A 20,852-nucleotide genomic window follows, 5' to 3' on the forward strand; every position below is an offset into this window, starting at 1 on the left:
TTGCCTGAAACAGGCAACCGGCCCCGGGACACCTCAGGCCCGCACCGGGACCGGCAGCGGTGAGGCCAGCAGGCGCTCATCGAGCATGCCCAGACCTTCCTGGAACAGTTGGTTACTGCGCTCGGTATCCCCCAGCTGAGCCAGCAGGCGTGCCAGCTCCGCACAGGCTTCGGGGTTGCGTTGCAAGCGCAGGCTGCTTTCCAGATAGTCCCGGGCCTTGCCCCACAGGCTGTTCTGCAGGCACAGGCGGCCTAGGGTCAGCAGCAGGCTCGGATCATCCGCATGCTCTTTCAGCCAGTGCTCAGCGGTCTGCAACTGACGCGACGGATCGCTGCCACGCACCAGGCCATAGAGCCGTGCCAGGTGGCTTTCGTACTTGCGCTTGATTGCCGTGCGCAGGGCCTCTTCCGCCTCGGCCCCCGCGCCCAGTTGACGCAGTTGTTCGGCATAGGCCAGCACCAACTGCGGCTCCTGGCGCTGTGCCGAGGTCAACTGTTGCCAGGCACGATTGAGAGATTGCAGGCCGGCAACCTCATCTTCTTCACGACGCGCGGCCAGGGACAGGTTTTCACCCCAGGCCCGACGCTCCAGTTCCTGCAATTCGCTGGCCGGCAGCGCCTTGTCCTTGCGCAACTCGGGCAACAGACGGATCAGGGCCGACCAGTCGCCGCGCTGCTGATGCAGGCGCTGCAACTGGCGCAACACCTGAACGCTATGGGGATGGCGCTCATGCATGGCCTGCAGGGTGCTCAGGGCTCCCTCGGTATCGCCGCGATCCGTCTGCAGTTGGGCGTGGCTCAGGGCCACGGCCAGCTCTGCCTGGGGCTGGCGGGTCAGCGCCCGCTCCAGCAACCGGTCGCATTCTTCATAGTGGCCCTGCTCGTTGGCCGCCCGGGCAGCGCCGAGGTAGTAGAGCAGTGGCTGGCGCTCGGCCTCGGCGGCACGCTGCAGGTGCTTCTGCGCGCTGGCCCAGCGCCCTTCGGCGAGGTCCATCTGACCCTGCTCGATGGCGATCTGCACCCGGCGGCTGCGATTGCGCCGTGACCAGGGATTGACCACACCACCGGACACCATCACCAGTTCGATCAGCAGCTTGATGCCCCAGACCACCAGCCAGACCAGCGCCACCAGGGCCAGGGTTGCCCACAGGCTCGATTCGTAACGGAAGTTGCTGTAGGCGATCAGTACGTACCCGGGATGCTCGGCAATGGCCAGACCCAGCAGGCCGATGGCCGCAATGACCAGCAGGACGATCACATAGGTACGCTTCATGGGCTCGTCTCCTGGGCGTTGTTCGCCGCAGGTTTGGCCAGAGGCTTGACCGACTCTTCGACATTCAGGTTACGCCGCTCCAGGTAGGCCTGGACCGTACTCAGGGTCTTGGCCAGGTCCGGGGTGACGACCGTCACCGGCTGCTTGCTCAGCTCGGCCAGGCGCTCGAGCATGATCTTGCTTTGCGGGTTGTCCTGATTGAAGTTGCCGGTGAGCACGTCGCGGGCTTCGGTCAACGCCTGGGTATAGACCGCGGCCTGGCCGTTCAGGGCAGCCCACTGCGCCTGCTCCAGCGCCAGGCTCAGGGCCAGGCGCACTTGGGTCAGGCCCTGACCGGCCAGCAAGGGACGGATGTTCTTGTCGGCGTTGAAGTCGATGCGGAAATAGCGCGAGATCTGATCCCACCACTGGGCCCAGCGGCTGGCGCCGTCACCATCGGCTGTCAGGCCGAGCAGCGATTCACCGCGGTCCTTGTACTCCGGAGCCACGGCGCTCAGTTCCAGCACCTGGTCACGCAAGGCCCCCAGTTGCAGGAACAGCCCGGTGCGGTCCGGCTGCTCGGTGCTGCGCAGGGCCGCCAGGCTCTTGGCCAACTGCTCGCGGGCTGCGAAGGCTCCCGGATCGTTTTGTTCCCGCAGGATATCGTCGGCGCCCTGGACCAGTGCCCTAGCGCTGCTGATGTCCTGCAGCGCCGAAAGACGCAGGCTGGCCAAGCGCAACAGGTGCTCGGCCTCCGCCAGGCGCCAGTCCTTGCGGCTAGCGCCCAGTACGGTTTCCAGGCGCTGGTTCAGGCGCTGCTGGTCAGCCTGCAACTGGGCCACCAGACGCCGCCGGTCTTCCAGCTCATCGGCCGCGGGCAGTTGTTCCAGGCGTTCACTCAAGCGCTGTTCGCTGAGTTTGAGACTCTGGGCCTGATCCCCCAGGGCCTGCAACTGACTGAACTGCTGCTGGTTATTGGCTTGCAGGTGGCGCACCTGCCAGATCCCCCAGCCACCAACGGCGACGCCCGCCGCCCCCAGCAGCAGGGCCAGAATTGCCAACCCGTTGCCACGACGCTCAACGGTGGGTTTCGTGGGTTCAGCAGGTGTCTCGGGCACCGGCTGGGCTTCATCTTTAGGCAAGGCTGTTTCGCTCACGTATCCATCCTTTGCGTTTAGAGAACGGGCACGGGTTGCTCCCGTAACGCCGTTAGCAAAGCCGCGGCACTGGCGCCGCGACAATCCACAACTTTTTCCGCCCCTGCGGCGTGCGCCATGTCGGCGACCCGGGGGCTTGGAACAAACAACGGCATCTTCGCCAGTTGCGGCCAGGCGGGCCCCGCCAGCTGCCGCAAGTGGCTGAAACCTTGTCCACTGCTGACCACCAGCCCGTTCAAGCGTTCCACTTCAATCCGCTGGAGCAACGCGCCTTCGGCGTAGTGCGGCAGGCAGCGGCGGTAGAGTTCCAGATAATCGACACTAGCACCTAGGGCGCGCAAGCGCTCAGAGAGCAGCTCGCGCCCACCCTCCCCGCGCACGATCAACACCCGTGGATCAGGCCGGCGGATAGCCTCGCGCAATTGGGGAAGTTCAAGCAAGGCTTCACTGTCATCGCCCTGCTGGGGATAGGCCACTGGCAAGCCGGCATCCGCAAGGATCTGCGCGGTAGCGGCGCCTACGGTGAACCAGGCCTGGTCTGGTGGTTGCGGCCAATACTGGCGCAACAGCTCCAGGCCAAGATGCGCCGCCGGCTTGCTGACCACGATCACCGCACAGTACTGGTCGAATGCCAGCAGGGTAGCCCGCTGCGAGTCACTGACCGGCAACGCCTGGATTTCCAGCAATGGCAGGCTGCTGCTCAAGATCTCGGACTGCGCCAGGATCGCCGCCAGCGCGGCGCAGTCCTCGGCCGGCCGAGTGAGCAGCAGGCGCCAGCCAGTCACTCCTCGCCCGCCTCGCCGTAGACCGCGCGCAGAATGTCATCGGCGCCCTGGGCCAGCAGGGCATCTGCCACTTGCACACCCAGTTGGGCGGCCGATGCGCGAGGGCCACGAGCTTCGGCGCTGAGCAGCAGGCCGCCGCTAGGCTCGCCCACCAGGCCGCGCAGCCAGATCTGCTCGCCTTCCAGCACCGCATAGCAGGCAATCGGCACCTGGCAACCACCGTTGAGGTGCTTGTTCAGTGCGCGCTCGGCGGTTACCCGGCTGGCCGTGTCGGCGTGATGCAGGGGGGCCAGCAAGGCGTGGATTTCAATATCGGCACTGCGGCACTCGATGCCGACGGCGCCCTGGCCACCGGCGGGCAGGCTGTCGTCGACACTGATGGAGGAGCTGATGCGATCCTCGAATCCGAGGCGGATCAGGCCAGCGGCCGCGAGGATGATGGCGTCGTATTCGCCGGCGTCCAGCTTGGCCAGACGGGTATTGACGTTGCCCCGCAGAAAACGGATCTGCAGGTCGGGGCGACGGGTCAGTAACTGAGCCTGACGGCGCAGGCTGGAGGTGCCCACCACGCTGCCTTCAGGCAACTCGTCGAGGCTGGCGTAGGTGTTGGAAACAAAGGCATCACGCGGGTCTTCGCGCTCGCAGATGCAGAACAGACCCAGGCCTTCCGGGAAGTCCATGGGCACATCTTTCATCGAGTGCACGGCGATATCGGCCTGGTTTTCCAGCAGCGCGGTTTCCAGTTCCTTGACGAACAGACCCTTGCCACCGATTTTCGACAAGGGCGAGTCCAATAGTTTGTCGCCGCGGCTGACCATGGGCACCAGGGTCACGACAAGACCCGGATGGGCCTCTTGCAGACGGGCTTTGACGTATTCGGCCTGCCACAAGGCCAGAGCACTTTTGCGGGTAGCGATGCGGATTTCGCGAGAGGACATGGATCAATCCGTACTGAATAGATACGGCAGATAATAACAGCTCAACCAAATCAGCTTTGACTTGTATCAGAAACCTAGCCTCCTCCCGACGCCAGGCTTCACCCATTGCAGGGGTCAAACCCTGGCCTAGAGCTGTTGCATCATCTTGCGCACGCCCGCCACATGCCGCCGGCTGACAATCAGCGCATCGCCATTGAGGCCCTTGAGGTACAACTGGAAGTGCCCCAACGGTGTGCGCTGCAGACGCTCGATACGCTCGCGGGCCACCAGCGCATTGCGGTGGATACGCACAAAGCGGTCACCGAATTCATCTTCCAGAGCCTTCAGGGGCTCATCCAGAAGCACCTCGCCGCCCTCGTGGCGCAGGGTCACGTATTTATGGTCGGCGATGAAATACACCACCTGGGCCAGGGGGATGAGCTCGATGCCTTTGCGCGTACGGGCGCTGATATGGCTGCGCGGGCCGTTACCGCTTTCGGCCGCGGGCCGGGTCAGTGCCGCCAGTTGTACACGGTTGGGCTTCTCGGCCTTTTTCAAGGCCTCCAGCAACAGCTCGGAGCGCACTGGCTTGACCAGGTGAACGACGCCGCTGGTATCGAAGGCCTCCAGGGCGAATTCGTCCGGCGCAGCGCAGAACACCAGCGCCGGAGGCGTCTCGCGCTCGCACAGCTTGCCGGCGACCTGCAGACCGTCCAGCCCTGGCATGCGGACGTCGAGCAAGACGATATCCGGCTTCAGGCTGTCGATCAGGCTCAACGCCTCTTCGCCATTGGTGGCGCTGGGCTCCAGGACACTGTATCCCTCGAGCTCACTGACCATCCGGCTCAGGCGCTCGCGGGCTAGGGGTTCGTCATCAACGATCAGGACATTCATATTGCGCTGGATTCCTGCGTGAGTCTCGCACAAGGATAGCGTAGACAGGTGGAGTGACGTCCGTCACCGCGATCCACGCTAAGACTAGTGCGAAGGCCAAAAAGTGCCGCAAGTCGGGCACCAATATTTGCCCGTGCCTGCCCGATACCGCTCAAGGTCGGCTGATGCGCGACGACGTCGCAGGGAATGCTGGTATTCAACACAAAGCCCCCCTCGTGATTGTGGTCGCCGCCCACCCTGCCCGCACCCGTCTCGTTTAGTGGACGGATTGCCTGGCCCTGCGCGATGTGAACTTGCTGGAGGGGGCCACCGCGAACACGCGAGGGGTGTTACGCAATTGTGCCGGTCCTCCTGTCCAACTGTAGACGGTTGCCAAGACGATATTGCTCAATCGATAAATATCGTTTGACCGATATCACCTTCCGCACTCAAGGCGCTCACCTCGCAGGAAGCACCTTCGACTGCGCCGACCTCAGTCTCTGCGCCCCCGAGGCCGGCGACAAGCCGCCCAGGTGTCCGGCGCAGAAAAAAGCTGCCGACCAGCGCCAGCGACAGCCCGGGCAACCCTGTTATTATCGGCGCCTGTTTTTCACGCCATCTTCCTTCAGCAGATCACGAGCGAATTCATGAGCACTGACAAGACCAATCAGTCCTGGGGCGGCCGCTTCAGTGAACCCGTCGACGCCTTCGTCGCCCGCTTCACCGCCTCTGTCACTTTCGACCAGCGCCTGTATCGCCATGACATCATGGGCTCCATCGCCCACGCCACCATGCTGGCCAAGGTCGGCGTGCTCACCGATGCCGAGCGCGACAGCATCATCGACGGCCTGAAGACCATCCAGGGCGAGATCGAGGCTGGCCATTTCGACTGGCGCGTGGACCTCGAAGACGTGCACATGAACATCGAAGCGCGCCTGACCGACCGCATCGGCATCACCGGCAAGAAACTGCACACCGGCCGCAGCCGCAACGACCAGGTGGCCACCGACATCCGCCTGTGGCTGCGGGACGAGATCGACCTGATCCTCGGTGAAATCACCCGCCTGCAAAAAGGCCTGCTGGAGCTGGCCGAGCGTGAAGCCGAGAGCATCATGCCGGGCTTCACCCACTTGCAGACCGCCCAACCGGTGACCTTCGGCCACCATATGCTGGCCTGGTTCGAGATGCTCAGCCGTGACTACGAGCGCCTGGTGGACTGCCGCAAGCGCACCAACCGCATGCCCCTGGGCAGCGCCGCGCTGGCCGGCACCACCTACCCGATCGACCGCGAGCTGACCTGCCAGTTGCTGGGCTTCGAAGCCGTGGGCGGCAACTCCCTGGACAGCGTTTCGGACCGGGACTTCGCCATTGAATTCTGCGCCGCCGCCAGCGTGGCGATGATGCACCTGTCGCGGTTTTCCGAAGAGCTGGTGCTGTGGACCAGCGCGCAATTCCAATTCATCGACCTGCCGGACCGCTTCTGCACCGGCAGCTCGATCATGCCGCAAAAGAAAAACCCCGACGTGCCAGAACTGGTACGGGGCAAGAGCGGCCGGGTATTCGGCGCGCTGATGGGGCTGTTGACCCTGATGAAAGGCCAGCCCCTGGCCTACAACAAGGACAACCAGGAAGACAAGGAACCGCTGTTCGACGCCGCCGACACCTTGCGCGACTCGCTGCGGGCCTTCGCCGACATGATCCCGGCCATCAAGCCCAAGCACGCCATCATGCGCGAGGCGGCCCTGCGCGGTTTTTCCACCGCCACTGACCTGGCGGACTACCTGGTACGCCGTGGCCTGCCGTTCCGCGACTGTCACGAAATCGTCGGCCATGCGGTGAAGTACGGTGTGGAAACCGGCAAGGACCTGGCGGAAATGAGCCTGGAAGAGCTGCGCAAGTTCAGCGACCAAATCGAACAGGACGTGTTCGCCGTGCTGACCCTGGAAGGCTCGGTGAATGCCCGTAACCACATCGGCGGCACCGCACCGGCCCAGGTCCGGGCGGCAGTGGCCCGCGGCCAGGCCCTGCTGGCCAGCCGCTAAGCCCTTGCGAGCCTGCCCACACCGGCATCCTCTGCCGGTGCGAGCAGGCTCCTAGCGCCCTGACCTTCTGGCGGCCATCAGTGCCGCCTTGTCAGCGGCGATGCGCCGAGCGTTGGGGGTCTGCTCCAGGCGCTCGAGCAAGGCCCGGGCCTCGGGCATCTCGGCCAAAAAATCGATTCCGAACAACTTGTCCCCGACTATCAGGGCAAGGTTCACGCTGTACTGAAAATACAGGTCCGCCACACTCAGGCTGGCGCCCGCTACATAAGGGGCGAACCGGGCATGCCGGCGCAATGCGGCAAAGCCTTGTAGCAATTCGATCCCGGCCTTCTCCTTGATCGCCTCGGGCAGGGTCGCGCCGAAGAACGCTTCGGGGAAACAGGCCCGGGCCGGCAGCTCTATGTACAGTTCGATCTCCTTGGCCAGTGCCAGCACCTGGGCACGTTCGAACGCGTCCTTCGGCAGCAGCGCCGGCGCCGGCCGCACCTGCTCCAGGTAATCGAGAATCGCACTGGTTTCGCTGATGAAGCCCTGTTCCACCTCCAGTACCGGAACCTTGCCCCGAGGGCTGATAGCCAGCGCCTCGGGGCTCTGGCCGGCGTAGAACAGCACCTCTTCGAAAGGCAGCCCCTTCTCCAGCAAGGCCAGCTTGACCATGTTGTAGTAGTTGCTGATGGCGAACCCATAGAGCTTGAACATCCCGTAGCCTCCAGGCCGTGCAGGGGTTGGCAGGGGGTTTTTATAGAAGGTTAATCCCACTCTGGCCAGCAGCATCGAGCCGCTGAATACGAGTAAACTGGCGACCTTTCCTTGAGGAGCCTGCCATGAGCGAGCCAACCGATATCGACACCGACGAAGAAGAGTTCGCCGAAAATACCCTGATCGAAGCGATCGAGAACCAGATCGAAAGCGACAACCCACCAGCGGCCAAGGCCACGTTCAACAAGCTCACCCTGGTGGGCTACGAGCGCGAGGAAATCCTCAATCTGATGGCCCATGTACTGGCGATCGAGATCGACGCGATCCTCGAACAGGACCGCGCCTTCGACACCCAATGGTACGAAGCCGCCCTTCGCGCCCTGCCGGAACTGCCTCCCGAAAAGTAGTGACACCGCACTGCCGGAGCCCAGGCTCCGGCACTCTTTCCCGCCCGTGCCTCGCGCCCCGACTACACTGCCACCACCCTGCGGCCAAATACCGCTGCACCCGGGGATAAAACTCCTCAGCGAACGCTGGACACGCCGCCTTTCTGCGTTCACCTTAAGAACGCTGACCTCTAATTCCTAGAAAGTCTGGAGTCCTTATGTCGTATACCCCTGAGTTGGTTGCCGAACTGGAAATCCTTGCACTCTTCAACCTGGACAACTTCCAGGAAGGCCTGAAAATCCATCAGACCGCCGCCCCTTCTGCCATCGCCGCCGCCCAACGCCTGTTTGACAAAGAACTAATCACCCAACCCGATGGAGGCTATCTGACCAGCCTCGGGCGGGACGCCGCTGAACATGCCCAGGGCCTGCTGACCATCCTGAACGTCAAAGAAGTCGCCTGAACAACCTGCATCGGCCTGCGGGGTTCCCGTCTGTCGGATTCCGTAGGCGCCTCCTTCTGAATACGCTAGAAATCTGGCGTCAAAAAATAAAATCAGTTTAAGGCTGAGCCCTGTCTGACGGTAAACTGCTCGCCGTCTTCAATACCGCCACGTTCGAGCTCCGCTTGAAATGCCCCATACCCATGAAATCCGTCCCGATCTGGATGAAGGAATCGATCGCAAGGTTCTCAGCCAACTGCGCGCGCGTTTCCTGAAACTCAATGAAGGGCGCATGGCCCGGGCAATGGAAGGGCTGTCGACACGCCAGCAGTTGGTCCTCAACCTGCTGCCGCTGTTCTTTCACGTCAATCACCCGTTGTTGCCCGGCTATGTATCCGGAGCCACCCCGGCGGGGCTTTCCTGCTACGAACCCGACCCCCAGGCCCTGGCCGAAGCCCAGCGCCTGACCCGATCGTTTTCCTACAAGCCGCGCCACGGCAACCCGCCACGGCCGATTCATGGCCTGTTTCTCATGGGCAGCCTGGGGACCCTGGCCCAGGCAGACCAGAGCGACATGGACGTGTGGGTGTGCCATGCGCCGGATCTGGGCGAAAACGAGCTGGCCGAGTTGCAGAAGAAGTGCCAATTGCTGGAGACCTGGGCGGCCGGCCAGGGTGCTGAAGCTCATTTTTTCCTGATCGACCCCAACCGCTTTGTCCGCGGGGAGCGGGACACTCAGCTGAGTTCGGACGACTGCGGAACCACCCAGCACTACCTGCTGCTGGACGAGTTCTACCGCACCGCGATCTGGCTGGCCGGGCGCACGCCGTTGTGGTGGCTGGTACCGGTGTACGAAGAACGCCGTTACGAACAGTACATCGACACCCTGCTGTCCAAGCGCTTTGTCCCCGCCGAGGAAAACCTCGACCTGGGCCACATGGCACGCATTCCGCCCGGCGAGTTCATCGGCGCCGGGCTCTGGCAACTGTTCAAGGGCATCGAGTCGCCCTACAAGTCCGTACTCAAGCTGCTGCTGATCGAGGTCTATGCCAGCGAGCATCCCAAGGTCCAGTGTCTGAGCCTGCGCTTCAAGCAGGCGGTGTTTGCCAACCGTCTGGACCTGGATGAGCTGGACCCCTACATCGTGGTCTACCGGCGCATCGAGGAATACCTCAAGGCTCGCGGCGAGCCGGAGCGCCTGGAGCTGGTACGGCGCAGCCTGTACCTCAAGGTCAACCGCAAGCTTACCGTCGGCAACACCACCCGCAGCCCGAACTGGCAGCGCGCTCTACTGGAGCGCCTGGCCAGTGAATGGGGCTGGGACCAACGCCAACTGGCCTTGCTGGACAGCCGCAGCCAGTGGAAGGTGCGCCAGGTCAGCAGCGAGCGCCGGGCCCTGGTCAACGAGCTCAACTACAGCTATCGCTTCCTGACCCAGTTCGCCCGCACCGAGCAGGCCGCCAGCCTGATCAACAAGCGTGACCTGAATGTCCTGGGCCGGCGCCTGTACGCGGCCTTCGAGCGCAAGGCCGGGAAGATCGAGTTCATCAACCCCGGCATTGCCCCGGACCTGGCTGAAGACACCCTGACCCTGGTGCAGTCGCCGAACAAGAAGGAACCCGGACAGAACCATTGGGGGCTGTACAACGGCAGCCTGACCGCCCTGGAGTGGGAGCATTTCGCCCCGATCAAGCGCAGTCGCGAGCTGCTGGAGCTGCTTACCTGGTGCCATCGCAACGGCGTGATCGACAGCAGTACCCGCCTGGCCCTGCACCCGGGCAGCAGCGACCTGAGCGAATTCGAACTGTTCAACCTGCTGGGCAGCCTGCAGCAGACCGTGCCACTGCCTTTGACGACGGTCAGCGAGGAACAATTGCTGCACGCCGCCGTGCCCTGCGAAGTGCTGATCCTGGTGAACGTCGGGGTCGACCCCCTCAAGCACCACCGCGACCTGAACATTCTGATGACCACCGAGCGCACCGACTCCCTGAGCTATGCCGGGGTACGCGAGAATCTGGTGCTGACCCTGGATCAGGTCACCCTCAATAGCTGGAACGAGGTAATGGTCGGCCGCTACGACGCCGAGCATGCGCTGCTCGACTGTCTGCGGGACTACCTGAACAATCTGCCGGGCGGCACGCAGCCGCGGCTGCGGGTACGCTGCTTCTGTCACAACCGCGCGCAATTCATTGCCCGCCGGGTGGAAGAACTGTTCGAAACCGCGCACAACCTGTTGCTCAGCCAGCTCAACTACCGCTACCTGATCCAGGTGCAGCAGCACTACCACGTGCTTGAACTGGTGCCCGGGCAGGTTCGGCACCGGGCCATGGCAACCCCTGCCGCATTGCTGGAGTACCTGGGGCAGGAGCAGAGCCGCTACAGCCCACTGCACCTTGACCCGATGGCCCTGGAAGACCACGACCTGGCGCTGATCCTGCCCATGGGCCAGCCGGACTGCATCCAGGTGTTCTATCGGATCATCGACGAGTACGCGGAGCTTTACGTGCTCGATGAGTACAACGCGCTGTGGCAGCAGACCCTGCCCTATCACGACGAACACAGCCTGCTGGTGCCCCTGCAGCGCTTCCTGCAGTCGATTCTCTACCGCCGCGAGGCGCTGCTGCCGATGGACAGCAACCAGCCCGAGAAACCTTTGGACACACTCTACTTGCAGATTCTGCCCTCAGGCACGGGCCGCGCACGTCGGGTAGAGCCGCGGCCAGCCCCACCGACGCCGGTGGACAAAGCCTTCTATGACGTACAGGCGATCATCGGCAAGGCCGCACCGGGCCAGGTGCAGGTCTCGCTGTACTGCAATCAACGGGAGTTTTCCGATCTGGAATATGGCGATCAACTGTTCGCCGCGGTGGCCCAGGAAATCGTCGGGCAGCGCCATGAAACAGAGCGCTATCGCTGCTACATCACTGACCTGGATCTTTCAGGGCTGCTCGGTGACGTGCAAAGCCCGAGCATCCTGTATCTGCGCTACAAGGCCAGCCTGGAGCGCGCACTGAACGACGCGCTCGAGCAGGTCTAGCCAAGGATCAGAGGTGGTAGTCGCCTGCGGCTTCCGGCTGGTATTCAACTTCCAGCAGGGTCAGCTTCAAGGTCTTGCCACCCGGAGCCGGCCAGTCGATGTACTGGCCTACCTGCAGGCCCAGCAGAGCGCTGCCCACCGGTGCCAGGATGGAAATCTTGCCTTCGTCGGCGTTGGCGTCCTGTGGATACACCAGGGTCAGGTGGTAGTCCTTGCCGCTGCTTTCTTCACGGCAATGCACACGCGAATTCATGGTTACGACACCGGCCGGTACTTCATCGTGACCCACCAGCGTTTCGGCACGATCCAACTCGGTTTGCAGTGCAATGACACCTGGCAGCGAGTCGTCCAGACTGTCGATCAGGCGCTCCAGACGTTGCACGTCAAGGCGGGTAAGGATGATGGATGGTGCAGTACTCATGATCCTGGCTGACTCCTATTTTTTCTGCACAAAAAAGCAAAACCCCGCCAAATAAGACGGGGTTCTCACCGGCCTCGATGTAGCGAGGCGAAGCTGGACACTATCACAGCACACTGAATAAACAAACCGTACGAGTACGAAGCTAAATCTCGCCTGCCGCCGCACTCTGTTTGCGCTGCAGCGCCTGGGCGCAGATCACTCGCCGGCGCTGATCATCGGCCGAACGCCATTCACGGATATCCTCCACATGGCGAAAACAGCCGCGACAGACCTTCTCCTCATCGAGGCGACAAAGGCTGATGCACGGTGAACTCACCGCCGGGCTGACGTTGCTGTAGAGCGGCTTGGGCGGTCGGGCCGGGGCGGGCTGGGTCACGGTATCAGAGCCCTTCGAACTCGAGCTTGATGTCGGCCTGCTCCAGGACAATGCGTTCCAGCATTTCCCCCAACTGCTCTTCGCTCTTGTCGCACATCCAGCGCTCGCTTTCCTCGTCGTAGTCGAAGTGGAAACCACCCGAACGCGCGGCCAGCCAGAGTTGGCGCAAAGGCTCCTGGCGACTGAAGATCACCTGGCTGCCGTTGTCGAACTTGACGGTGAGCACCCCGGCCGAGCTTTCCAGGTCGATGTCCAGGTCGCTCTCATCGAAAATATCCTCCAGCGTCTGCTGGGTGGCATCCACCAGGTCGTGAAAACGGGCTTCGGTCAAACTCATTGCGGGAACCTCGAAAAGTGTCTACTCACGCTCAAGCGCCGCAAGATACGGGCGCTCCCCGGCGAATGCAAAGGATACCGAACGAGGAAATAAATGCGACGCCCATTGCACGACCGCCCGACCAAAGCCACCGGCCGGGCCTTGGCAAAGGCCCGCTGGACGGGAGTTACGCTGCATAGGCAAGCTGCCGGGTGGCCGGTATACTCGGGCGCAATTTACGCATTCTCAAGGATTTCGCCATGAAGCGCCTGATCTCTTCCCTTGCTGCGCTCGTCGCGGTTGCTTGCCTCGTTACCGCCTGCGGCCAGAAAGGCCCGCTGTACCTGCCTGATGACAGCAAATCCCCTGAAGAGCAGGCGAAGTCGCAATCGCAGTCGCACAAGCACGACACCTACTAAGGGCAAACCATGGACGCTTTTAACTACCGCGACGGGGAGCTGTTCGCGGAAGGCGTAGCCCTGTCCGCCATTGCCGAACGTTTCGGTACGCCCACCTACGTCTATTCCCGTGCGCACATCGAAGCCCAGTACCAGGCCTATGCCCAGGCCCTGTCCGGCATGCCGCACCTGGTTTGCTTCGCGGTAAAAGCCAACTCCAACCTGGGCGTACTGAATGTCCTGGCGCGCCTGGGCGCCGGTTTCGACATCGTCTCCCGGGGCGAGCTGGAGCGGGTCCTGGCTGCGGGCGGGCAAGCCGACAAGATTGTCTTCTCCGGTGTTGGCAAGACCCGTGACGACATGCGTCGTGCCCTGGAAGTCGGCGTCCACTGCTTCAACGTCGAGTCCGCCGAGGAGCTGGAGCGCCTGCAGCTGGTAGCGGCCGAGCTGGGCGTTCGTGCACCGGTCTCGCTGCGGGTCAATCCGGACGTGGATGCCGGCACTCACCCCTATATCTCCACCGGGCTCAAGGAAAACAAGTTCGGCATCGACATTGCCACCGCCGAGGATGTGTACATCCGCGCCGCGCAGCTGCCGAACCTGGAAATCGTCGGTGTCGACTGCCATATCGGCTCGCAACTGACCACCCTGGAACCCTTTATCGACGCCCTCGACCGCCTGCTGGACCTGGTGGACCGCCTCGGTGAATGCGGCATCTACCTGCGCCACATCGATCTGGGTGGCGGCCTGGGCGTGCGCTATCGCGACGAAGAGCCACCGCTGGCCGCCGACTACGTCAAGGCCGTGCGCGAGCGCCTGGACGGTCGCGACCTGGCCCTGGTATTCGAACCGGGCCGCTTCATCGTGGCCAACGCCGGCGTCCTGCTGACCCGGGTCGAATACCTCAAGCACACCGAACACAAGGATTTCGCCATCGTCGACGGCGCCATGAACGACCTGATCCGCCCGGCGCTGTACCAGGCCTGGATGGATGTCAGCGCCGTGCGCCCGCGAGATACCGAACCCCGTACCTACGACATCGTCGGCCCGATCTGTGAAACTGGCGACTTCCTCGCCAAGGAACGCACCCTGGCCCTGGCCGAGGGTGACCTGCTGGCGGTGCATTCCGCTGGTGCCTATGGTTTCGTCATGAGCTCGAACTACAACACCCGCGGCCGTGCCGCAGAAGTACTGGTCGATGGTGACCAGGCTGTTGAAGTACGTCGCCGCGAGACGGTAGCCGAGTTATTCGCTGGCGAAAGCCTGCTGCCGGAGTAAGACCATGCTGCTGCGTTTTACCAAGATGCACGGCCTGGGCAATGACTTCATGGTTCTCGACCTGGTCAGCCAGCACGCGCATATTCTGCCCAAGCACGCCAAACAATGGGGTGATCGCAATACCGGGATTGGCTTCGATCAGTTGCTGATCGTCGAGGCCCCGAGCAACCCGGATGTGGATTTCCGCTACCGGATCTTCAACTCCGACGGCTCCGAAGTGGAACAGTGCGGCAATGGTGCACGCTGCTTTGCCCGCTTCGTGCTGGACAAGCGCCTGACCACCAAGCGCCAGATCCGCGTCGAGACCAAGAGCGGCGTGATCGAGCTGGATATCCGCAACGACGGCCAGATCAGCGTCAACATGGGCGCGCCGCGCCTGGTACCGGCGGACATTCCGTTCCAGGCGCCGGCCCAGGCCGACAGCTACACCCTGGACGTCGATGGCCGCCAGGTGCAGTTGGCCGCGGTGTCCATGGGCAACCCCCACGCCGTGTTGCGGGTGGATGACATCAACAGCGCGCCGGTGCACGAGCTGGGTCCGAAGATCGAACACCACCCGCGCTTCCCGGCGCGGGTCAACGTCGGTTTTCTCCAGGTCCTGGACCGCCAGCGCGCGCAACTGCGGGTCTGGGAACGCGGCGCCGGGGAAACCCAGGCCTGCGGCACCGGTGCCTGCGCTGCTGCTGTGGCCGCGATCAGCCAGGGGTGGATGGATTCGCCCCTATTGATCGACCTGCCGGGCGGGCGCCTGTCCATTGAATGGGCAGGCCCTGGCCAACCGGTGATGATGACCGGCCCGGCAGTGCGCGTATACGAAGGACAGGTGCGTCTTTAAGTGAGCGAAATCCATGACTGATCAGCCGCAGGTTCCTGCCGAAACGCCCGACCAATCACCGTCCGAAAACCTGGAGGCGGCAGCCGTCGCCGCCTACCTGGAGGCCCATCCGGACTTCTTCGTCGAACACGATGAACTGCTCCCGGCCTTGCGCATTCCCCATCAGCGCGGCGACACCGTATCGCTGGTGGAGCGGCAGATGAAGATCCTGCGCGAGCGCAACATCGAGATGCGCCATCGCCTGTCGCAGCTGATGGACGTGGCCCGGGACAACGACCGGCTGTTCGACAAGACCCGCCGCCTGATCCTCGCGCTGATGGACGCCACCAGCCTGGAAGAAGTGGTGATGAGCGTCGAAGACAGCCTGCGCCAGGATTTCCAGGTGCCCTTCGTCAGCCTGATCCTGTTCAGCGACAGCGCCATGCCGGTGGGTCGCTGGGTCTCCGCCGCCGAAGCCCAGGGCGCCATCGGCGGCCTGTTGTCCGAAGGCAAGAGCGTCAGCGGCAGCCTGCGCGAACACGAGCTGGATTTCCTTTTCGGCGAAGAGCAGCGCAAACAGATCGGTTCTACCGCTGTGGTGGCCCTGGCGCATCAGGGCATGCATGGCGTACTGGCGATCGCCAGCCGTGATCCGCAGCACTACAAGAGCTCGGTGGGCACCCTGTTCCTCAACTACATCGCTGAAGTCACCGGCCGCGTTCTGCCGCGCTTCACCCACTCGCTGCGCTCGGTACGCTGACCATGCAACAACAGCTGGACGCCTACTGCGCGCATCTGCGCAGTGAGCGCCAGGTGTCGCCCCACACCCTGCAAGCCTACCGGCGCGACCTCGAGAAGGTGCTGGGGTTCTGCGAGAAAATGCAGGTGCGCAGCTGGACCGACCTGGACATCCAGGGCCTGCGCAGCCTGATTGCCCGCCTGCACCAGCAGGGGCAGTCGTCCCGCAGCCTGGCGCGCCTGCTGTCAGCGGTACGCGGGCTCTACCACTACCTGAACCGCGAAGGCTTGTGCACTCACGACCCGGCCAACGGCCTGGCGCCGCCCAAGGGCGAACGACGCCTGCCCAAGACCCTGGACACCGACCGTACCCTGCAGCTGCTCGATGGCGCCGTGGAAGACGACTTCCTGGCCCACCGCGACCAGGCGATTCTCGAACTTTTCTACTCCTGCGGCCTGCGCCTTTCCGAACTGACCAGCCTCAACCTCGATCAGTTGGACCTGGCGGACGGCCTGGTGCAGGTCCATGGCAAGGGCAGCAAGACCCGGGTCCTGCCGGTGGGCAAGAAGGCTCGGTCAGCCCTGGAGCAGTGGCTCCCCCTGCGCGCCCTGAGCAACCCGCCTGATGCTGCCCTGTTCGTCAGCCAGAAGGGCCGGCGCCTGGGGCCGCGGGCCATCCAGCTGCGGGTCAAGGCCGCGGGCGAGCGCGAACTGGGGCAGAACCTGCACCCACACATGCTGCGCCATTCCTTTGCCAGCCATTTGCTGGAATCCTCCCAGGACCTGCGCGCCGTGCAGGAGCTGCTGGGGCATTCGGACATCAAGACCACGCAGATCTACACCCACCTGGACTTCCAGCACCTGGCGGCGGTCTACGACAGCGCCCACCCACGGGCCAAACGCAACAAAGGCGGTGAGTAATGACCATCAAGCTGATCACCTTCGACCTCGACGACACCCTGTGGGATACCGCCCCGGTCATCGTCAGTGCCGAAGCCACCCTGCGCCAGTGGCTGACCGAACACGCACCCAATCTCGGAGGCGTGCCGGTGGAGCATCTGTGGGCCATTCGCGAGCGGGTGCTGCTCGCCCAGCCGAACCTCAAGCACAGGATCAGCGCCCTGCGCCGCCAGGTGCTGTTTCATGCCCTGGAAGAAGCCGGGTATGACCATGCCCAGGCCAACCAGTTGGCCGACCAGAGTTTTGAAGTTTTCCTGCATGCCCGGCATCAGTTGGAGATCTTTCCAGAAGTCCAGCCGACCCTGGAAGCCCTGGCCAATCACTTCGCCCTTGGCGTGGTCACCAACGGCAACGCCGACGTGCGCCGCCTGGGCCTGGCGGACTATTTCAAGTTCGCGCTGTGCGCCGAGGACATCGGCATCGCCAAGCCCGACGCCCGACTGTTCCACGAAGCCTTGCAGCGTGGCGAAGCGACTGCCGACACCGCCGTGCATATCGGCGACCACCCGGGGGATGACATTGCCGGCGCACAGCAGGCAGGGCTGCGTGCGATCTGGTTCAATCCCAACGGCAAGACCTGGGAAGCCGAACGCGCGCCAGACGCCGAGATCCGCAGCCTGATTGAACTACCCGGGCTACTTGCCCGCTGGCATCGCGGCGCCTGAACCAGCGCTTTCGCGAGCAAGCTCGCTCCTACAGCTGGCGCCGGCGCTCGGGGCCATTTCCGAGAAGGGTGCCCATGAAAAAGCCCGCAGCGACGGCGGGCTTTTTCAGCAAGCAAGGTGCAAGGCTCAGATAGGCCGGCTGCCGTACTTGTTATCAGGCTTCTTGGGCGGATCGGCGACCACGTTGGCCTCGACTTCCTGCACTTTGCCGCCACGGGCCAGGAACTCTTCCATGGCACGCGCCAGTGCATCACGCTCCTTGTTCTTGGCTTCGACACTCGGCAGCTCGTCTACCGAGACGGCAGCCTTGGCCTTGCCTTTGGCGGTTGGAGCAGGAACATCACTGCCATCGTCTTCCGCCACATCGTCGGCGGCCGCTTCAAGACCTTCTTCGGTTTCGTCTTCGTCACCTACTTCGAGGTCGTCGTTTTCCAGATCATCGTCGCTCATGTTCTACCTCATGACTTGCGAAAAGCAGATTAGTTATAGCCCAGCTGTGCCGACTGTCGAAGGCCGCTGGAAAAAAATCAACGTCCACTGATACTCAGCGGCTTATGCCTTATCACCGTGCAAGGTGGCAAGGACTTTGCGAGCACCGCCATGATCGCGATGCTCGCCCAGATAAACGCCTTGCCAGATGCCCAACGCCAGACGCCCCGCCGCTACCGGCAAAGTCAGCTGACAGCCTAGCAAACTGGCCTTGAAGTGCGCCGGCAGGTCATCCGCGCCTTCGTCGTTATGTTCGTACCCGGCCATGCCTTGAGGCACCAGGGTGTTGAAGTAACGCTCGAAGTCACGCCGTACCGCCGGATCGGCGTTCTCGTTGATGGTCAACGAGGCCGAGGTATGTTGCAGCCACAGATGCAGCAGACCAACCCGACATGCCTTCAACTCAGGCAGGCCGGCGAGCAACTCGTCCGTCACCAGATGAAAGCCCCGGGGCCTGGCCCGCAGGGTAATCAGGGTCTGTTGCCACATACCGATCTCCACGCTTCGGCGCGCATTCTAGCGCGCTCAGGGAAAAAACAAAGCGCCGAATAATCCTGCTTTAGTGTAAGCATTTGCCCTGCCGGAAATCGTCACGGCAAACACGCCAATGCTTGTCAGAAAATCCTTTCAGCCTTTCTCAATGACAAACATCAGGCAAAAAAATGCCCGGCCGGAGCCGGGCTATTTTTCTTGCGCGATTACAGGTTGTAACCACGCTCGTTGTGTTGTGCCAGATCGAGGCCGACCGCCTCTTCTTCCTCGCTCACCCGCAGCCCCATGACCGCGTCCAGAACCTTGAGGATGATGAAGGTGACGATCGCGGTGTAGATCACCGTAAAACCCACGCCCTTGGCCTGGATCCAGACCTGAGCGGCAACATCGGTCACGGTGCCGAAGCCACCCAGGGACGGAGCAGCGAACACACCGGTGAGGATCGCACCGAGAATACCGCCGATGCCGTGCACGCCAAAGGCGTCCAGGGAATCGTCATATCCCAGCTTGCGCTTGAGGCTGGTGGCGCAGAAGAAGCACACCACACCGGCCGCCAGACCGATGATCAGGGCGCCCATCGGGCCAACGGTACCGGCAGCCGGAGTGATTGCCACCAGGCCTGCGACCACACCCGAAGCGATGCCCAGCGCGCTAGGCTTGCCGTGGGTGATCCACTCGGCAAACATCCAGCCCAGGGCGGCGGCAGCCGTCGCGATCTGCGTGACCAGCATGGCCATGCCGGCGGTGCCGTTGGCGGCAGCGGCGGAACCGGCGTTGAAGCCGAACCAGCCGATCCACAGCATGGCTGCGCCCATCAGGGTGTAACCCAGGTTGTGTGGCGCCATCGGCGTAGTCGGGAAACCCTTGCGCTTGCCCAGCACCAGGCAGGCCACCAGGCCCGCGATACCGGCGTTGATGTGCACTACGGTGCCGCCGGCAAAGTCCAGCACGCCCCAGTCGCCCAGCAGCGAGCCCGGACCGCTCCAGACCATATGGGCGATCGGCGCATACACCAGGGTGAACCACACGCCCATGAAGATCAGCATGGCGGAGAATTTCATCCGCTCGGCGAAGGCACCGACGATCAGCGCTGGAGTGATGATGGCGAAGGTCATCTGGAAGGTGACGAACACCGCTTCAGGGAACAGCGCAGCCGGGCCGGTCAGGCTGGCCGGGGTGATGCCCGCCAGGAAGGCCTTGGAGAAGCCGCCCACGAAGGAATTGAGGTTGACCACGCCGGCTTCCATCCCGGTGGTGTCGAACGCCATGCTGTAGCCATAGATGAACCACAGGACAGTGATCAGGCCGGTAATGGCGAAGCACTGCATCATTACCGAAAGAATGTTTTTCGACCGCACCATGCCGCCGTAGAACAGCGCCAGGCCAGGAATGGTCATGAACAGCACCAGGGCTGTGGAGGTCAGCATCCAGGCGGTATCGCCGGAGTTGAGGACTGGAGCCGCCGCTTCGTCTGCCGCCATGGCCAGGCCTGGCATTACGAGGGACAAAAGGGCTCCTAGCCCTGCGAATTTACGCAGAGTCATATTGTTTTCTCCTGGGGCGTTGGGTTTGGCGGCTTAGATTGCGTCGGTATCGGTTTCGCCGGTACGGATGCGAATAGCCTGTTCCAGATTGACCACGAAGATCTTGCCGTCACCGATCTTGCCGGTGTTGGCGGCCTTGGTTATCGCCTCGATAACCCGGTCAAGATCCTTGTCGTCAATGGCGACATCGATCTTCACCTTGGGCAGGAAATCCACCACGTACTCCGCACCGCGATACAGCTCGGTGTGACCCTTCTGCCGGCCGAAGCCTTTGACTTCAGTGACGGTAATGCCCTGCACGCCGATCTCGGACAGCGACTCGCGCACGTCGTCCAACTTGAACGGCTTGATGATGGCAGTGACTAGCTTCATGAAACTCTCTCCCGAATTGGTGGACTTGCCCCAGGAAAACAAACCCGACTCAAGTCTAAGCGCAGTGCCTGGCTTTGTAACGCACCGTCGGCCTTCCTCAGCCCGACCGACGCCAGCTAACCGCTGTCTGACGAAACACTCCCCGCTCCGCCTGCCGCACTGCATTCGTCACAGCGACTGCATCAGTGCATGGGTCACCAGGGTCTAAGCAGAAAGCTTGCCAGCTCGGGAAAAATCAGTGATTTCAGTCCCTTGCCCCGAGCCGGCAGGGAATGCGGGAAAACGGCACCCGGGATACGCACAAAAACAGTGCGCTGGCGCCCGGCCAGATGCGCGAAAAACGTGCAACCCGGGGCCACCTGGAGCGTCGTTGCTGCGTGATACACTGCGGGCCGACTG

Annotated in this window: 23 protein-coding genes and 1 pseudogene; 10 read left to right on the forward strand and 14 right to left on the reverse strand. The window is 62.9% G+C overall.

What is annotated here, in order from left to right:
* Nucleotides 1–33 precede the first annotated feature (33 nt).
* The 6 genes and pseudogenes from ABCR88_RS31725 to ABCR88_RS31750 all read right to left on the reverse strand — a co-directional run.
* Entirely contained in the window at nucleotides 34–1,272 is a 1,239-nt protein-coding gene (locus ABCR88_RS31725) for a heme biosynthesis protein HemY (RefSeq protein WP_011064172.1), read from the reverse strand.
* Nucleotides 1,269–2,408 carry a uroporphyrinogen-III C-methyltransferase gene (locus ABCR88_RS31730; RefSeq protein ID WP_041120364.1) on the reverse strand — a complete coding sequence of 380 codons (1,140 nt, stop codon included), beginning with the start codon at nucleotides 2,406–2,408 and terminating at the stop codon, nucleotides 1,269–1,271. Before ABCR88_RS31730 ends, ABCR88_RS31725 begins: the two co-directional genes overlap by 4 nt.
* Before the next feature lie 17 nt (nucleotides 2,409–2,425).
* The gene (locus ABCR88_RS31735) at nucleotides 2,426–3,193 is read right to left on the reverse strand and encodes a uroporphyrinogen-III synthase (protein ID WP_011064174.1); all 768 of its coding nucleotides are present in this window, start codon (nucleotides 3,191–3,193) and stop codon (nucleotides 2,426–2,428) included.
* A complete protein-coding gene (gene hemC, locus ABCR88_RS31740; protein WP_236186503.1) occupies nucleotides 3,190–4,131 on the reverse strand; it encodes a hydroxymethylbilane synthase in 942 nt (313 codons plus the stop codon). The genes ABCR88_RS31735 and hemC overlap by 4 nt, the downstream gene beginning before the upstream one ends.
* Nucleotides 4,132–4,257: 126 nt before the next feature.
* Nucleotides 4,258–5,004: a LytTR family DNA-binding domain-containing protein gene (locus ABCR88_RS31745; protein WP_041120367.1), complete on the reverse strand. Its 747-nt coding sequence runs from the start codon at nucleotides 5,002–5,004 to the stop codon at nucleotides 4,258–4,260.
* A pseudogene (locus tag ABCR88_RS31750) lies at nucleotides 5,001–5,411 on the reverse strand (sensor histidine kinase); the annotation flags it as partial. The pseudogene ABCR88_RS31750 and the gene ABCR88_RS31745, both read right to left, overlap by 4 nt.
* Before the next feature lie 219 nt (nucleotides 5,412–5,630).
* Between ABCR88_RS31750 and argH the strand changes: the two are divergent.
* Nucleotides 5,631–7,025, forward strand: a complete 1,395-nt coding sequence (gene argH, locus ABCR88_RS31755) for an argininosuccinate lyase (protein ID WP_041120368.1) — start codon at nucleotides 5,631–5,633, stop codon at nucleotides 7,023–7,025.
* A 51-nt stretch (nucleotides 7,026–7,076) separates the two neighbouring features.
* Here the strand turns inward: argH and ABCR88_RS31760 are convergent, their stop codons facing one another.
* Nucleotides 7,077–7,724: a glutathione S-transferase gene (locus ABCR88_RS31760; protein WP_011064178.1), complete on the reverse strand. Its 648-nt coding sequence runs from the start codon at nucleotides 7,722–7,724 to the stop codon at nucleotides 7,077–7,079.
* Between the two features lie 125 nt (nucleotides 7,725–7,849).
* On the opposite strand from ABCR88_RS31760, the gene ABCR88_RS31765 reads away from it, so the two are divergent.
* From ABCR88_RS31765 to ABCR88_RS31775, 3 genes are all read left to right on the forward strand, one after another.
* Entirely contained in the window at nucleotides 7,850–8,131 is a 282-nt protein-coding gene (locus tag ABCR88_RS31765) for a hypothetical protein (protein ID WP_236186505.1), read from the forward strand.
* A gap of 197 nt (nucleotides 8,132–8,328) precedes the next feature.
* Entirely contained in the window at nucleotides 8,329–8,574 is a 246-nt protein-coding gene (locus ABCR88_RS31770) for a TIGR02647 family protein (protein WP_350403858.1), read from the forward strand.
* A gap of 169 nt (nucleotides 8,575–8,743) precedes the next feature.
* Entirely contained in the window at nucleotides 8,744–11,590 is a 2,847-nt protein-coding gene (locus ABCR88_RS31775; RefSeq protein ID WP_258718071.1) for a class I adenylate cyclase, read from the forward strand.
* Between the two features lie 7 nt (nucleotides 11,591–11,597).
* Here the strand turns inward: ABCR88_RS31775 and rnk are convergent, their stop codons facing one another.
* From rnk to cyaY, 3 genes are all read right to left on the reverse strand, one after another.
* Nucleotides 11,598–12,011, reverse strand: coding sequence for a nucleoside diphosphate kinase regulator (rnk, locus tag ABCR88_RS31780; protein ID WP_011064182.1), 414 nt, complete (start codon nucleotides 12,009–12,011; stop codon nucleotides 11,598–11,600).
* A 142-nt stretch (nucleotides 12,012–12,153) separates the two neighbouring features.
* On the reverse strand, nucleotides 12,154–12,387 hold the full coding sequence (locus ABCR88_RS31785; RefSeq protein WP_015637452.1) for a DUF1289 domain-containing protein: 234 nt from the start codon (nucleotides 12,385–12,387) through the stop codon (nucleotides 12,154–12,156).
* A gap of 4 nt (nucleotides 12,388–12,391) precedes the next feature.
* The gene (gene cyaY, locus ABCR88_RS31790; protein WP_011064183.1) at nucleotides 12,392–12,724 is read right to left on the reverse strand and encodes an iron donor protein CyaY; all 333 of its coding nucleotides are present in this window, start codon (nucleotides 12,722–12,724) and stop codon (nucleotides 12,392–12,394) included.
* Nucleotides 12,725–12,963: 239 nt separating this feature from the next.
* Between cyaY and ABCR88_RS31795 the strand changes: the two genes are divergently transcribed.
* The 6 genes from ABCR88_RS31795 to ABCR88_RS31820 are packed head-to-tail and all read left to right on the forward strand — an operon-like array spanning nucleotide 12,964 to nucleotide 17,556.
* Entirely contained in the window at nucleotides 12,964–13,122 is a 159-nt protein-coding gene (locus tag ABCR88_RS31795) for a lipoprotein (RefSeq protein WP_011064184.1), read from the forward strand.
* A gap of 9 nt (nucleotides 13,123–13,131) precedes the next feature.
* Nucleotides 13,132–14,379 (forward strand): diaminopimelate decarboxylase, encoded by a 1,248-nt coding sequence (gene lysA / locus ABCR88_RS31800; RefSeq protein WP_015637453.1) that lies wholly within the window; start codon nucleotides 13,132–13,134, stop codon nucleotides 14,377–14,379.
* Between the two features lie 4 nt (nucleotides 14,380–14,383).
* A complete protein-coding gene (dapF, locus tag ABCR88_RS31805) occupies nucleotides 14,384–15,214 on the forward strand; it encodes a diaminopimelate epimerase (protein WP_011064186.1) in 831 nt (276 codons plus the stop codon).
* A gap of 13 nt (nucleotides 15,215–15,227) precedes the next feature.
* Nucleotides 15,228–15,953 (forward strand): DUF484 family protein, encoded by a 726-nt coding sequence (locus tag ABCR88_RS31810; protein WP_350403862.1) that lies wholly within the window; start codon nucleotides 15,228–15,230, stop codon nucleotides 15,951–15,953.
* 2 nt (nucleotides 15,954–15,955) lie between these two features.
* Complete coding sequence (gene xerC, locus ABCR88_RS31815) at nucleotides 15,956–16,852, forward strand: tyrosine recombinase XerC (RefSeq protein ID WP_174395285.1); 897 nt, start codon at nucleotides 15,956–15,958, stop codon at nucleotides 16,850–16,852.
* Entirely contained in the window at nucleotides 16,852–17,556 is a 705-nt protein-coding gene (locus ABCR88_RS31820; protein ID WP_015637455.1) for an HAD family hydrolase, read from the forward strand. Before xerC ends, ABCR88_RS31820 begins: the two co-directional genes overlap by 1 nt.
* Nucleotides 17,557–17,682: 126 nt before the next feature.
* Here ABCR88_RS31820 and sutA read toward each other — a convergent pair whose 3' ends face one another.
* From sutA to glnK, 4 genes are all read right to left on the reverse strand, one after another.
* On the reverse strand, nucleotides 17,683–18,006 hold the full coding sequence (gene sutA, locus ABCR88_RS31825) for a transcriptional regulator SutA (protein ID WP_007926654.1): 324 nt from the start codon (nucleotides 18,004–18,006) through the stop codon (nucleotides 17,683–17,685).
* Nucleotides 18,007–18,108: 102 nt separating this feature from the next.
* Nucleotides 18,109–18,534: a secondary thiamine-phosphate synthase enzyme YjbQ gene (locus ABCR88_RS31830; protein ID WP_011064190.1), complete on the reverse strand. Its 426-nt coding sequence runs from the start codon at nucleotides 18,532–18,534 to the stop codon at nucleotides 18,109–18,111.
* A 209-nt stretch (nucleotides 18,535–18,743) separates the two neighbouring features.
* On the reverse strand, nucleotides 18,744–20,081 hold the full coding sequence (locus tag ABCR88_RS31835) for an ammonium transporter (RefSeq protein ID WP_011064191.1): 1,338 nt from the start codon (nucleotides 20,079–20,081) through the stop codon (nucleotides 18,744–18,746).
* 33 nt (nucleotides 20,082–20,114) lie between these two features.
* Entirely contained in the window at nucleotides 20,115–20,453 is a 339-nt protein-coding gene (glnK, locus tag ABCR88_RS31840; protein ID WP_002555808.1) for a P-II family nitrogen regulator, read from the reverse strand.
* Nucleotides 20,454–20,852: the final 399 nt, after the last annotated feature.

Origin of the sequence: Pseudomonas sp. W17, from assembly GCF_040268305.1 — a bacterium.
Classification (GTDB): Bacteria; Pseudomonadota; Gammaproteobacteria; order Pseudomonadales; family Pseudomonadaceae; genus Aquipseudomonas; species Aquipseudomonas protegens.

What these genes read in the sequence shown, in the direction of transcription:
- rnk (WP_011064182.1), bottom strand. Translation starts at nt 12,011, where the DNA reads ATGAGTACTGCACCATCCATCATCCTTACCCGCCTTGACGTGCAACGT.
- ABCR88_RS31795 (WP_011064184.1), top strand. Translation starts at nt 12,964, where the DNA reads ATGAAGCGCCTGATCTCTTCCCTTGCTGCGCTCGTCGCGGTTGCTTGC.
- xerC (WP_174395285.1), top strand. Translation starts at nt 15,956, where the DNA reads ATGCAACAACAGCTGGACGCCTACTGCGCGCATCTGCGCAGTGAGCGC.
- ABCR88_RS31775 (WP_258718071.1), top strand. Translation starts at nt 8,744, where the DNA reads ATGCCCCATACCCATGAAATCCGTCCCGATCTGGATGAAGGAATCGAT.
- dapF (WP_011064186.1), top strand. Translation starts at nt 14,384, where the DNA reads ATGCTGCTGCGTTTTACCAAGATGCACGGCCTGGGCAATGACTTCATG.
- hemC (WP_236186503.1), bottom strand. Translation starts at nt 4,131, where the DNA reads ATGTCCTCTCGCGAAATCCGCATCGCTACCCGCAAAAGTGCTCTGGCC.
- ABCR88_RS31830 (WP_011064190.1), bottom strand. Translation starts at nt 18,534, where the DNA reads ATGTGGCAACAGACCCTGATTACCCTGCGGGCCAGGCCCCGGGGCTTT.
- cyaY (WP_011064183.1), bottom strand. Translation starts at nt 12,724, where the DNA reads ATGAGTTTGACCGAAGCCCGTTTTCACGACCTGGTGGATGCCACCCAG.
- ABCR88_RS31810 (WP_350403862.1), top strand. Translation starts at nt 15,228, where the DNA reads ATGACTGATCAGCCGCAGGTTCCTGCCGAAACGCCCGACCAATCACCG.
- ABCR88_RS31820 (WP_015637455.1), top strand. Translation starts at nt 16,852, where the DNA reads ATGACCATCAAGCTGATCACCTTCGACCTCGACGACACCCTGTGGGAT.
- argH (WP_041120368.1), top strand. Translation starts at nt 5,631, where the DNA reads ATGAGCACTGACAAGACCAATCAGTCCTGGGGCGGCCGCTTCAGTGAA.
- lysA (WP_015637453.1), top strand. Translation starts at nt 13,132, where the DNA reads ATGGACGCTTTTAACTACCGCGACGGGGAGCTGTTCGCGGAAGGCGTA.
- ABCR88_RS31760 (WP_011064178.1), bottom strand. Translation starts at nt 7,724, where the DNA reads ATGTTCAAGCTCTATGGGTTCGCCATCAGCAACTACTACAACATGGTC.
- ABCR88_RS31725 (WP_011064172.1), bottom strand. Translation starts at nt 1,272, where the DNA reads ATGAAGCGTACCTATGTGATCGTCCTGCTGGTCATTGCGGCCATCGGC.
- ABCR88_RS31745 (WP_041120367.1), bottom strand. Translation starts at nt 5,004, where the DNA reads ATGAATGTCCTGATCGTTGATGACGAACCCCTAGCCCGCGAGCGCCTG.
- glnK (WP_002555808.1), bottom strand. Translation starts at nt 20,453, where the DNA reads ATGAAGCTAGTCACTGCCATCATCAAGCCGTTCAAGTTGGACGACGTG.
- ABCR88_RS31770 (WP_350403858.1), top strand. Translation starts at nt 8,329, where the DNA reads ATGTCGTATACCCCTGAGTTGGTTGCCGAACTGGAAATCCTTGCACTC.
- ABCR88_RS31765 (WP_236186505.1), top strand. Translation starts at nt 7,850, where the DNA reads ATGAGCGAGCCAACCGATATCGACACCGACGAAGAAGAGTTCGCCGAA.
- sutA (WP_007926654.1), bottom strand. Translation starts at nt 18,006, where the DNA reads ATGAGCGACGATGATCTGGAAAACGACGACCTCGAAGTAGGTGACGAA.
- ABCR88_RS31835 (WP_011064191.1), bottom strand. Translation starts at nt 20,081, where the DNA reads ATGACTCTGCGTAAATTCGCAGGGCTAGGAGCCCTTTTGTCCCTCGTA.